This window comes from Bacillus sp. FJAT-27251, assembly GCF_001273925.1.
Classification (GTDB): Bacteria; Bacillota; Bacilli; order Bacillales; family Cytobacillaceae; genus Mesobacillus_B.
This window is the reverse complement of the sequence record NZ_LIGG01000001.1, coordinates 4,146,288-4,158,566: the sequence shown is the minus strand read 5'-3', so window position 1 is coordinate 4,158,566 and position 12,279 is coordinate 4,146,288. Positions and strand designations below refer to the sequence as shown.

The following is a 12,279-nucleotide window of genomic DNA, read 5'->3' as shown; positions in this document are numbered from 1 at the left end:
AGATGATCAGGTTGATAGGTCAGAGGTGGAAGCGCGGTGACGTGTGGAGCTGACTGATACTAATCGATCGAGGACTTAACCTAATTGAAAAGCGGAGGCGACTGTACAGCCTCGACAAGCGCTGGAGGGCCAGCAATTGAAGTCGCTCTTTGACTTCAAATGATGGACCGAAGCGACTCGAGAGGCTAGGAGCCGGAGCTGGACAAGTTAAGAACGATACTCGTAATTGCAAACCTTCTGAAATACATTATCCAGTTTTGAGGGAACAATCCTCATTTCAATAAAATAGTCTGGCGGTGATGGCGAGAAGGTCACACCCGTTCCCATGCCGAACACGGAAGTTAAGCTTCTCAGCGCCGAGGGTAGTTGGGGGTTTCCCCCTGTGAGAGTAGGACGCTGCCAGGCAAAAGACAAGAACAGCTGAAACATGCTGTTCTTTTTTGTGTATTTTAATAAGGCAATGTTAAATAATATTGTTGATTTTCCTTCAAAAATAAAAGGACTCACAATTGAAGTCCTTTTGTTTTTTTGTTCGACTATAGTTCACATCAGCAATAACAACAAATATCAACTTATCACTTTGCATTCTTTTGGTACATTACCTTCATGTAACCATACTTCTACCATATGATTAAAGAAGTCAGGCATTGCTAAAGATACTCCATGCCCAATTTTAGGTAAAATCACGCCTATACAATTTGAATTAGCTTTTACAATATCTTTTGCAGATTTTTTCATAATAACTTTTTCCTTTTCACCTACAGTAACCAATATCTTTCCAGTTGCTTTTCTAAAGTCTTTAGGTATTTCAAACGACATGTTTTCTTCTAATACTCTAACAAGCGTGTCGGGTTTTATTTGAGAACTTTCTTCATAATATTTTTCAAAGTAGTCCTCCCCTACATACAATGTTTTTGCTTGTAGTTTGGAAAACCACCTATTTTTAATTAACGGAAAGGTTAATGAAATAGTAGGTTTTATTAATCTTTTGGCATATGAAATGGGTCTGACCGAAGCACTATTTATTATTGCAAAATCTATTAAATCTGGTTTCATACTTAACATTTGAATAATTACTTGAGAACCTAAAGAAAATCCAATTATAATTACTTTCTTTCCTCTGGCTTTTTCTTCGATTAATTTAATTAATTCTTCTGCACTACCTTTTATAGAAAAGTTAATTTCATAATTGTTTAACCCATGTTCAGGTAAGATTGGAACAATGCAATGATAATGAGTGAAGTATTGAATTTGTTTATCCCACATCCAATCACTTACTCCGCCACCATGTAAAAATACCATCAGCGAAGCACTTTTATCACCGTATTCTTGATAATGTAAAGCCAATTGTTTCACCTCTCTTCTTTATAAATATTAAGGTTTTGTTAAGCATTAGTATTTTATCCTTCGATAAACTTTCAAGGTTAATTGATAAATAGAATTACTAAAATTGATACGTCCTTAATGAGTGAAAGGTTTCGTTAATTGGAAATAAACAACTTTCTACTATCATTTTACTTATTGATGCGTTGTCGCTTCGATGTTTAACAATGTCTAAGAATTGAAACCAATTCAGATAATTGTCGAGATGCTTTTGTAGCCACACTATTAAATCATTGTATCCAACCTTTTAGTCGGCTGTGATAGTTATTGACATTTTGGATATGATACAATCCTCTGACACGTTCTTTACCATCTATTTATCTCTATTATCAATTCTCTTAATGTCATATAAACACCTTCAAACAAACGTTCTTTGTTTTATTATGGAACATTTGTTTGTTTTTATTAAATATCAACATAGTTCATTAACATAGCCTTTAATAAAAGAATTAGGAAATGTAGATATCGGGCCGAACTATGTAGATATTCTGAAGATTTATGTAGATATAAGAGCAAATAGTTAGGGTTCATGCAGAAAGATCATTTTCCCATTTAGAACAAAAGCTTAAAGTATGAATGAAGGCTGCAAAGATAGTGCATCCTTCATTTAGGAAGCTGAACAAGCCAAGGCGGGATTAGAATATGGATAAAAAATATGATGTCATCATAATCGGGGCTGGATTTGCAGGTGTGACAGCTGCGAGAGAGCTTTGCCAGGCAGGTTTTTCTGTATTGATCCTTGAAGGAAGGGACCGGATGGGCGGGAGGACTTGGCTTGATGACCGGTTCGGAAGTCCACTTGAGATGGGCGGCGGCTGGCTGCATTGGCATCAGCCGCATATATGGTCTGAAATCATGAGATATGGTCTGGAGGTGTCATCCACTCCTAAAGTAAAAACAGTGTATTGGATGTCGGATGAAACACTTCACCAGCAATCTGTCGATGATTGGCATCGTATGATGGAAAAGGGGATGCATGCTTTCCTTGATGGTGCGGACCGACATTTTCCTTTTCCCTATAACCCACTTAAGGAAATGGAACTCCTTTTGGAAGTGGACTCAATAACAGCCGGGCAAAAACTGGAGCAGCTTATGCTGCCAAAAGAGCTTCATGAATTAATCTATAGTATATGGAGTTTACAGTTTAGCAGCACGTTGGAGGAGGTTGGCCTGACACAAGCGCACCGTTTAGCTGCTTTAGTGAATTATGATTGGAAACTGGTTTTGCGCTCTTCCTCGGCTTTTAAAATTAAACAGGGGACAAAAACGCTGATTGAACATATCTTTCATGATGCGAAAGGAGCACATCTACAATTTTCAACAACAGTTTCAAATGTAAAAAAAGTGAAAGAAGGCTATATAGTGTCAGCTAGTGATGGCAGCGAGGTCCTAGGAAGGGCAGTAATAGCGGCCATACCGCTAAATGTCCTTAACAAAATTGCCTGGATGCCGCCACTATCGCTTAAGAAGCAGGAGGCATCAGCGGAAAAACAAAATGGCAAGGGTTTTAAGTTTTGGGCAAGGGTTCGCGGGATCAAAGATCCATTCATTTATATTGCACCTGCCAATCATCAGGTGAACTACATACAAGTCGAGGAAATAGATGACGAGGTTGCCACAATCGTCGGCTTTGGCTGTGATGCTTCCAATTTTTATCCGGAGATGGAGACGAACATTGGGAAAGAAATGCAAGCTTTTTTACCACAACTGGAAATACTGGAGCTTGCAGGTCATGACTGGGTGGCCGATCCATTCTCAAATGGAACATGGGCAGTGCTTAAGAAAAATCAGCTTACCAAGTATTTAGCTGAATTACAAAGAAATGAAGATGGAGTTTTTTTGGCAGGATCGGATTATGCAAGTGGATGGGCCGGGTTTATGGATGGTGCAATTGAAAGCGGCATAACAATAGGGAGGAAAGTTAGCGATTACTTGTTAGGGAATTAAAAAAATAAAAGAAAAGGCCTTAACTGCGATACGTTAGGGTCTTTTCTCATCAGGATTCCATAAAATAATGGTATATTTATATATGGAATATGGATAACTGGAAAAATGAATCAAAGTTCAGGGCAGTCTTAAATTCAGATAAGCTGCTTTCATGAGACATAACATAGGGGATGCTTGAAATGGAAAGGTATATAAGAAGAAAAACAGAGGAGATGCTTCAGTTAATTGAACGGCTGGTGAATATCGACAGCGGCTCTTATGATAAGGAAGGGGTCGATGAGGTCGGCGAGCTATTGCGGGAGGAATTCAGAGAGCTTGGGTTTGTCACACGTGTAAAGCGTGAGGAAGAGTTTGGCGACCATCTGGTTCTTCGCCATAAGCATGCCAAAGACCCGAAGATCATCATTCTTGCCCACATGGATACTGTGTTCCCGGAAGGCACTGTAGCAGAGCGGCCTTTTCGCATTGAAGGAAATAGGGCCTTTGGACCTGGGGTTGTTGATATGAAATCGAGCCTGGTTGTCCTTCTGTATGCCATAAAGTCATTGATGAAACATGGTTCGAAGAGTGTGGAGAATGTGGAAATTATTTTAAACAGCGATGAAGAAGTGGGATCCCCCACCTCCCGGGCCTTGATTGAGGAACGTTCAAAAGGGAAGAAGTTCGCGCTTGCCATGGAGCCGGCACGAAAAGATGGATCGCTTGTATCTGCAAGGCGGGGCAGCGGCAAATACAAACTGTTTGTTCACGGAAGAGCGGCCCACTCGGGGATTGAACCGGAAAAAGGGCGAAGTGCCATTGAAGAACTTGCCTATAAAATTATCCAGCTTCACGATTTAACCGACCATGAAAATGGAGTAAGTGTGAATGTCGGGCTGATTGAAGGCGGTTCAGCTGTCAATACGGTTTCTGACCATGCGATGGCACATGTGGATGTGCGGATTTCCGAAAAGGAACAGGGTGTCTACCTGGAGAGGAAAATTCAGGAAATTTGTTCTACTACTGAAGTGCCTGGCACAAAAATTGTGCTTGAAGGAGAAATGGGCCGGCCGCCAATGGAGCATAACGAGCAAAACGGGTCATTGCTGCGGATCATTAAAGGTGTTGGGAAAGAAATTGGCGTCGATGTGTCCGCCACTTCAACTGGTGGTGGCGGGGATGCTTCATTTACAGCAGCAACCGGTGTCGCGACCGTGGACGGACTTGGTCCTGTCGGGGGAAATGCGCACAGGGAAACAGAGTACCTGGAAATTGATACCCTTCCCGAGCGAACCCTGCTATTGGCAAAAACGATCGAGCGCCTGTCGGCAATGGATAGGCAGTGACAGTGGAATACAGAAGACTGGAAAAAAAGGATTGCGGTGTCTGCCGCAATCCTTTTGTTTACCTGGGACTGCTTAAAAGGAATTTCACCTTTTTTGTCGAAGTTTCTTATAAACATTAATCATAAGGAGTCTGACATGAAATCATTTGCTGTAAATCTATCAACGATTTTTACCGAGGTGCCTTTCCTTGAACGATTCAAAAAAGCGAGGGAGAACGGTTTCTCCTTTGTGGAGTGCCAGTTTCCGTATGCTGAAAAGATAGAGGACATTCAAAATGAGCTAAACCGGAATGAGTTATCAATGGTGCTGTTAAACTTGCCCCCAGGAGATTGGGACAAGGGGGACCGGGGAATTGCTGCCGATCCGGAAAGGGTGGAGGAATTCAAAGAATCTGTAAGACTGGGAATACAGTATGCCACAAGCTTGAATGCAGTAAACATTCATTGCATGTCTGGACTGCAGCCAAAAGCGGACCAGGAAACAGCCAGAAAGGTTCTTACTGAGAACCTTCATTATGCTGCGGAAGAAATGGGAAAGCACGGTCTGGATCTTTTCATTGAGCCGATCAACACCGACAGCATTCCCGGATATTTTTTAAATGATATCCACCAGGCGGCTGAAATCCTCGGACAAATCAACAGGCCGAATGTAAAGCTGCAGTTCGATTTCTTCCATATGGAAAAAATCCATGGAAACGCGCTAGATCTTTTCAAAAACTATGAGCACCTGATCGGCCATGTGCAGGTTGCCGATTCCCCCGGCCGTCACGAGCCGGGGACCGGGACCATGGAGTATTCCCTGATTTTGAAACATTTAAGTGAAAAATATAGCGGCTATATCGGCCTGGAATATATTCCGCAGACTACTAGTGAGGAAAGTTTTAAATGGCTGTCAAAGTAGGCAATGGAGGAGATTATAAATGAAGGTTGGTTTTATAGGAACTGGTGTTATGGGTTCAAGGATGGCAGAAACACTGCTTCGGAATGGCTTTGAAGTTCAGGTGTTCAATCGTACAAGGAATAAAGCGAAAGCACTCGAGGAAAGGGGTGCCATCATGGCGGACAGCGTTCCTGAACTTGCCGGGAATTGCGATGTAATCTGCACTTGTCTTTCGATGCCTATTGATGTGATCGAGGTATACACAAAGACGTCGGGAATTCTTGAGAATGCCCGGCCTGGCACCATCTGCGCCGATTTTACCTCGGTCGATGCTGATACAAGCAGGAAGGTCCATGAACAGGCAGCCTCCAAAGGCGTATTTTATCTGGATGTTCCGGTGAGCGGCGGGCCGGAAGGGGCAGAGAGCGGCTCCCTCACCATTATGGCCGGCGGGGAAAGGGGGGCATTCGATAAGGTTTTTCCAGTCTTATCCTTCCTTGGGAAGACCGTCGAATACCTTGGTCCTTCTGGTTCCGGCAGCATTGCCAAGCTGCTTAACCAATACCTTGTCGCCGTTCATTCGCTTGCCGCCTCCGAGGCCATGGTGGCGGGTTCTGCTTCGGGTTTGGCTCCGGAACAGCTTTTCACTGTATTGAAGGCCAGCTACGGAGACAGCAGGATTCTTAGAAGGCATATGGAAGAGTATGTGTTTGACCGGGAGTTCCAGCCTGGTGGAGCGGTGAAGTATGTACATAAAGATGTACGGCTGGCCAATCAGCTGCTCGAGGGTGCAGGGATGGGAAGCTTTACAGGGCAGATGGCAGAAGAGGCTTTCCAAAAGGCCTCTGAACAAGGTCTGGGTGACCTTGACATGTCTTCGGTAATCATCCCGCTTGAGAAGAAAGTCGGAGTCGAAGTAAAAGGAAAATGACAATTGGTTAAGAAAATTGCCGATAGGGCCGCTTCAGGCTCTGTCGGCTTTTTTTGAAAATAAATAGAGTTGGTTTAAAGGGCCCAAATGCTGGGTATTTAGACTTGTTGTAGTTTTGGTTCGAAATTTAGGCAGCTTGCCTGGCACGTGTTCCAGAATAAGTTTTTTAGATGTCGGGACGGAAACAATAGATTAATCAATATACGTACAAAAGGAGAAAAGCACACTTGAATAATCAGCAGAAACTAAACATTGCGGGCTTGGAGTTCGGCTGGAATATGGAAGATGGGAGATTTTTATTTGAGGAGCAGGATGCGGTATTATTTTGGATTTCCACTGCTATGAAGACTTTTTTTGATACCATTGAGGAAATTTCCGGTGAGGAGGCTTCCAATCTGGTTTTCGAATCGACAGGTTATCGGCAAGGGCTGGTGGTTGGACGGTATTTTGAAAAAATGAAAGAGGTCAGTGTCGAAGAAGCCGCTGAAATGATCACCAATACTTATGCCACAGCAGGATGGGGAAGGACAGCCATCCATCACCTTGATTTTGATAAAAAGACATTGACCGCCCATATGAAGGACAGCTGGGAACATAAAATCAATGTCGCGCAGGGAAAGAAAAAAGGCGGAAATTTCCTGCCTGCCCATTATGCTGGTGTATTTTCCGGGCTTTTTGGGACGAATATATGGTACCGTGTGGTCCAGCACCAGCTGGAAGGGCATGAACACAGCATCATCGAGTATTTCCCTTCGGAAGTCACCATCTCTGAAAATATTCACCAGCTTGCCAGAAAGAAGGAGTCGGAGCAGATTGCAAGACTGGAACAAACCGTTGAGGAAAAGACAGCCGAGCTTAAAGAGCTTGTAAACAGGCTGTCATCCCCTGTCATCCCCGTGCTTGAGGGGGTCCTCGTCGTCCCTCTGATTGGCAAATATGAACAAGACCGGGCTGAACAGCTTTTAATCAAGACACTAAATACGCTGCCATCTTATAAAGCGAACTATCTCGTCCTCGATTTGACCGGGCTTGACACAGATATTTGCGAAATGAGCGCCAGCCTGATCGGCAAAATTGGAGCAGCAGCCTCCCTGATTGGAATTGAGACCATCCTGGTAGGCATCTCGCCCAAACTCAGCCAGACGGTGTCGGAAACCCGGATTGACTTTTCAAAGTTCAGCTGTTTCCAGACACTTCGGCATGGCATTCATTATGCATTGGCCCAAATGGGCAGGAGCATTGTCTAATAAACGTCTCGTATCAAGGCTATTCCCCCGTTGAGAGGAGTAGCCTTGATTTTTTTATAAAATACCACTGCCTTTGGAAGATGGCTGTGAGGAAGCTTCGAAATAATAGTTCTTCCCCAAAGAAAAAACTTGTTAAAAAGAGGGAAAAGGCATAGTCTTTTTATATCAAATATTTTACCCATTTCCGGTCCAGTGCTGATCCAGCATKGCCATTTAGGCAGGGAAGAAATATGTCAATCAGAAGAAGGCATGGGAAAAACAACAAAATGAAGCTGCATCCTGCACATCTGCTTGCTTGGAGCTTCTTGTTTCTCATCCTGACAGGTACGCTTTTATTGATGGTCCCGGCGGCAACAACTGACAGACACCACTTGAGTTTTATTGATGCGCTTTTCGAGGCTACTTCGGCGGTTTGTGTAACAGGCCTGGCTGTTGTCGACACAGGAACGACATTCACTTTATTTGGGGAAATTGTCTTGCTGGTGCTGATCCAGCTGGGCGGCTGGGGTTTTATGACAAGCGGAATCATGATGTTTATTTTGCTCGGTAAAAAAATCGGTCTGAAACAAAGGCTGCTGCTGCAGGAATCATTAAATGCATTTTCCATCCAGGGAGTCATCCTGCTGGCACGGAAGGTGCTGGCGATTACGGTTATTGTCGAAGCCATCGGTGCCTTTTTCCTGGCGATCCGCTGGGCGCAGGAGATGACTGTCGGCAAGGCTGTTTATTATGGGATTTTTCATTCTGTTTCAGCCTTTAATAACGCCGGTTTTGGGCTTGAGCCTGACAGTTTAAGCAAGTGGGCGGGAGACCCTGCTGTCAATCTGACGATTACAGGGCTGTTTATACTCGGGGGGATTGGCTTTTTCGTTGTAGCCGATGTTCTTAATAAGAGGAATTTAAGGAGGGTCAGCCTTCACACCAAGATTGTATTGCTGTTTACACTAGGTCTCAATATCATCAGCACATTGGTTATTTTAACGCTTGAGTATCACAATCCCGGTACGCTTGGCACGATGGAACAAGCCAATAAATGGTGGGCAGCTTATTTTCAGGGCGTTGTGACCCGGACTGCCGGCTTTAATACTGTGAACATTGGGGAGCTTACACTCAGCTCCCAGGTGTTCATGATGGGGCTGATGCTGATTGGAGCTGCGCCTGGTTCCACGGGTGGAGGCATCAAGGTAACCACCTTTGCGCTCATGCTGTTTGCCCTCTGGGCGGTGGTGGCCAACAGACAGGAAATCCATGTGTTTAAACGGAGAATTCCCAATCAGCTCGTGTTTAGGGCCTTGTCAATTTCGGTATTGTCGATTTTGATCAATTTCATCTTCCTGTTTTTGCTGACGATATCCGAGCCGGGAGTGGACTTGATGCTGATCGCATTTGAGACGGTCTCTGCTTTTGGAACGGTTGGCATGAGTGCCGGTTTGACGCCTGATTTAAGTTCACATGGTAAAATCCTGATTACTGTTCTGATGTTTATTGGGCGGGTAGGGCCTTTAACTTTGGCTTTTGCGCTTGCAAACCGGACGAAGCAGGATGCAAAAATTGGGTATCCGGATGAGAAGATTCTGCTTGGGTAAAAGATTAAGGGGACGGACAGCGAGAAATGGTTTAAGCTCCCGCTGTAGCCCCAATCATTTGTCGTCCTTTTGAAGTTCCTGATGCCAATGCAGGTGTTTTTGTTTTCTGAATATTGGGATTATGGTACGATAAAAACAGGTGTTAAGAAACTAAAAAAGGGAGCTGGAGCAGGAGTGGACAATTATGCGGTTTTGCGTTCGCCTCAAACGATTTTTTACGGACGGAATGCTTTTACCAATACAGGAAAGGAAGCAGCCAAACTAGGAAAAAAAGCATTGATTGTCAGCGATACAATCATGGATTCCCTAGGGTATGTCAGGTCATGCCGGGAACTCCTCGAAAAGGATGGTGTGGATTGCGCCGTGTATCTTGGTGTCGACAGCGAACCAACAGACAGGCATGTAGCAGAGTCGCTTGAACTTCTTAAAAGGGAAGCATGCGATATGATCATTTCGCTCGGCGGCGGAAGCTGTATGGATACTGCCAAGGCCATTTCCGTTATCGCAGCAAACGGGGGATACATAGGGGATTACATGCAGCAAAAAAAGCTTGCCAGCGAACCCCCTGTTCCGCATATCGCCATTCCAACCACCGGCGGAACTGGGTCGGAAGCAACCGATGCTACGATTATCACCAATACCGCCAATGATGTTAAAATGATGATCAAGCAGCCGGCTTTTATGCCTGAGTCAGCGATTGTCGACCCGCTCCTGACTCTTTCGACACCTCCGAACGTCACCGCGGCAACCGGGGTGGATGCGCTGAGCCATGCGATTGAAGCATATATTTCACGAAGGGCCCATCCGATGACAGATACACTGGCATTGAGTGCGATGAATCTTATCATTGGTAACCTCCTAACCGCTTATCAGGATGGTAAAAATGAAGAGGCCCGCGGAGCGATGTCACTTGGCTCCCTCCAGGCCGGAATGGCGTTCAGCAATTCTTCTGTCTGCCTTGTCCATGGCATGTCGCGGCCGATTGGAGCGCTGTTCCATGTGCCGCACGGAATTTCCAATGCGATGCTGCTGCCTGCCGTGCTCGAATTTAGCCAGGAAGCCTGTATCGATCGCCTGGCAGACATAGGCAGGATGTTCCAGCCTGAAAATGAAAGCCTTTCCAACAGAGGAGCGGCGGATTTGGCAGTGCGGTCCATAAAAGATCTTTGCCTGAAGATGGGAATCCCCAATCTAAAAGGCTGGGGCATCGACCAGGAGGCATTTAACCTGGCCGTAAATAAAATGGCAGCGGATGCCATTGACAGCGGAAGCCCTGGAAACAATCCGAGGGTTCCTACTCATAGGGAGCTGGTGGAACTCTATCATGTTTGCTATGAATATCAGTTTTCAACAGAAGCAGCTGTATAAAAAACATTTCTGGTAAAATACTAAATCAATGGAGGTACCATAGCAATGACAAAAACAGCAACAAAAAACCTTAAGAATTTTATCAACGGCGAGTGGGTCGAAGCAGGGACGGATCAATACGAACAGGTACCAAACCCCGCTACTGGCGAGGAGCTGGCAAGGGTGCCGCTCTCTACCAGGGACGATTTGGATAAGGCGGTTTCAGCAGCAAAGAGTGCGTTTAAAAACTGGAGCAAGACCCCGGTACCAAAAAGAGCACGCATTCTATTCAAATATCAGCAATTATTGGTGGATCACTGGGATGAGCTTGCGAGATTGATAACGGAGGAAAATGGGAAGAGTTTCAAGGAAGCCCATGGCGAGGTACAGCGCGGGATTGAATGCGTCGAGTTTGCAGCCGGGGCACCATCCCTGATGATGGGCAGGCAGCTTCCTGATATTGCTTCGAACATGGAATCGGGGATGTACCGCTATCCTGTCGGTGTCGTTGGCGGTATCACGCCGTTCAATTTTCCGATGATGGTTCCATGCTGGATGTTCCCGCTGGCGATTGCCTGCGGCAACACTTTTGTTCTGAAGCCTTCGGAGAGGACTCCAATCCTTGCCAACAGGCTGGCTGAGCTATTCAAGGAAGCAGGACTTCCGGATGGAGTATTGAATATTGTCCACGGTGCCCGTGATATTGTCAATGGATTGCTGGAACATAGGGATGTCCCGGCCATTTCCTTTGTCGGCTCCCAGCCTGTGGCAGAATACATTTATAAAACGGCAGCCGCCAATGGCAAGCGTGTCCAGGCCCTGGCCGGTGCGAAAAACCACTCGATTGTTATGCCGGATGCCGACCTTGACATTGCAGTGAAAGAAATCATTGGAGCTTCATATGGTTCTGCGGGTGAAAGGTGCATGGCGTGCTCTGTTGTGGTTGCAGTCGGAGATATTGCCGACACCCTGGTCTCAAGTCTGAATGAAAAAGCGGATGAAATCAAAATTGGAAATGGCCTTGACGATGATGTTTTTCTTGGCCCTGTGATCCGGATGGAAAATAAGCAGAGGACCGCTGATTACATTGTCGCAGGCGAGGAGGAGGGCGCTACTCTTGTCAGGGATGGGAGGCAGGATGAGGCCTATCGCAAAAATGGCTATTTTATCGGCCCAACGATCTTTGACCATGTAAAGCCTTCGATGAGAATCTGGAAAGAGGAAATTTTCGCACCAGTACTTTCGGTTGTCCGGGTAAACTCCCTTGAAGAAGCGATTGAACTGACGAATTCATCCGATTTTGGCAATGGTGCCTGCTTGTTCACAGACAGCGGCAGTGCCGTCCGTTATTTCAGGGAAAATATCGAGGTAGGCATGCTCGGAGTCAATGTCGGTGTTCCAGCACCAATGGCCTTCTTCCCATTTTCGGGCTGGAAGAATTCTTTCTATGGCGACCTTCATGCGAACGGCTCAGACGGCGTGGAATTTTATACAAGGCGAAAAATGCTGACTGCACGCTGGTAATATAGGTGAACTCCAAAAAAGGAACTATGCAGGGTGTAAAAGGCCGAAACGCGTGCTCTGGCTTCTAGTAGGTCACTAATGGAGGGTGTCAGAGCCCAAAAAGAGAGGTC

General features: G+C 45.4%; 9 protein-coding genes, 1 rRNA gene and 1 pseudogene. 9 read left to right on the top strand and 2 right to left on the bottom strand.

What is annotated here, in order from left to right; translation table 11 throughout:
• The first annotated feature begins 289 nt into the window (after positions 1-289).
• Positions 290-405, top strand: a 5S ribosomal RNA gene (rrf, locus tag ADU22_RS19600).
• A gap of 162 nt (positions 406-567) precedes the next feature.
• Here the strand turns inward: rrf and ADU22_RS19595 are convergent.
• Both ADU22_RS19595 and ADU22_RS24410 read right to left on the bottom strand, forming a co-directional pair.
• Positions 568-1,347 (bottom strand): alpha/beta fold hydrolase, encoded by a 780-nt coding sequence (locus tag ADU22_RS19595; RefSeq protein WP_053363671.1) that lies wholly within the window; start codon positions 1,345-1,347, stop codon positions 568-570.
• A 97-nt stretch (positions 1,348-1,444) separates the two neighbouring features.
• A pseudogene (locus ADU22_RS24410) lies at positions 1,445-1,697 on the bottom strand (IS1595 family transposase); the annotation flags it as partial.
• 328 nt (positions 1,698-2,025) lie between these two features.
• On the opposite strand from ADU22_RS24410, the gene ADU22_RS19590 reads away from it, so the two are divergent.
• The 8 genes from ADU22_RS19590 to ADU22_RS19555 all read left to right on the top strand — a co-directional run bounded on the left by ADU22_RS19590 (position 2,026) and on the right by ADU22_RS19555 (position 12,169).
• A complete protein-coding gene (locus ADU22_RS19590) occupies positions 2,026-3,330 on the top strand; it encodes a flavin monoamine oxidase family protein (protein WP_053363670.1) in 1,305 nt (434 codons plus the stop codon).
• A 179-nt stretch (positions 3,331-3,509) separates the two neighbouring features.
• Positions 3,510-4,655, top strand: coding sequence for a M20 family metallopeptidase (locus ADU22_RS19585; RefSeq protein ID WP_053363669.1), 1,146 nt, complete (start codon positions 3,510-3,512; stop codon positions 4,653-4,655).
• Positions 4,656-4,790: 135 nt separating this feature from the next.
• The gene (locus tag ADU22_RS19580; RefSeq protein ID WP_053363668.1) at positions 4,791-5,555 is read left to right on the top strand and encodes a hydroxypyruvate isomerase family protein; all 765 of its coding nucleotides are present in this window, start codon (positions 4,791-4,793) and stop codon (positions 5,553-5,555) included.
• A 19-nt stretch (positions 5,556-5,574) separates the two neighbouring features.
• Positions 5,575-6,465, top strand: coding sequence for an NAD(P)-dependent oxidoreductase (locus ADU22_RS19575; protein ID WP_053363667.1), 891 nt, complete (start codon positions 5,575-5,577; stop codon positions 6,463-6,465).
• A 227-nt stretch (positions 6,466-6,692) separates the two neighbouring features.
• Positions 6,693-7,712, top strand: a complete 1,020-nt coding sequence (locus tag ADU22_RS19570) for an STAS domain-containing protein (protein WP_156324405.1) — start codon at positions 6,693-6,695, stop codon at positions 7,710-7,712.
• Between the two features lie 230 nt (positions 7,713-7,942).
• Complete coding sequence (locus tag ADU22_RS19565) at positions 7,943-9,298, top strand: TrkH family potassium uptake protein (RefSeq protein WP_053363666.1); 1,356 nt, start codon at positions 7,943-7,945, stop codon at positions 9,296-9,298.
• A 174-nt stretch (positions 9,299-9,472) separates the two neighbouring features.
• Positions 9,473-10,666, top strand: coding sequence for an iron-containing alcohol dehydrogenase (locus ADU22_RS19560; RefSeq protein WP_053364674.1), 1,194 nt, complete (start codon positions 9,473-9,475; stop codon positions 10,664-10,666).
• A 45-nt stretch (positions 10,667-10,711) separates the two neighbouring features.
• Positions 10,712-12,169 carry a CoA-acylating methylmalonate-semialdehyde dehydrogenase gene (locus ADU22_RS19555; RefSeq protein WP_053363665.1) on the top strand — a complete coding sequence of 486 codons (1,458 nt, stop codon included), beginning with the start codon at positions 10,712-10,714 and terminating at the stop codon, positions 12,167-12,169.
• Positions 12,170-12,279: the final 110 nt, after the last annotated feature.

What these genes read in the sequence shown, in the direction of transcription:
- ADU22_RS19590 (WP_053363670.1), top strand. Translation starts at nt 2,026, where the DNA reads ATGGATAAAAAATATGATGTCATCATAATCGGGGCTGGATTTGCAGGT.
- ADU22_RS19555 (WP_053363665.1), top strand. Translation starts at nt 10,712, where the DNA reads ATGACAAAAACAGCAACAAAAAACCTTAAGAATTTTATCAACGGCGAG.
- ADU22_RS19565 (WP_053363666.1), top strand. Translation starts at nt 7,943, where the DNA reads ATGTCAATCAGAAGAAGGCATGGGAAAAACAACAAAATGAAGCTGCAT.
- ADU22_RS19575 (WP_053363667.1), top strand. Translation starts at nt 5,575, where the DNA reads ATGAAGGTTGGTTTTATAGGAACTGGTGTTATGGGTTCAAGGATGGCA.
- ADU22_RS19585 (WP_053363669.1), top strand. Translation starts at nt 3,510, where the DNA reads ATGGAAAGGTATATAAGAAGAAAAACAGAGGAGATGCTTCAGTTAATT.
- ADU22_RS19580 (WP_053363668.1), top strand. Translation starts at nt 4,791, where the DNA reads ATGAAATCATTTGCTGTAAATCTATCAACGATTTTTACCGAGGTGCCT.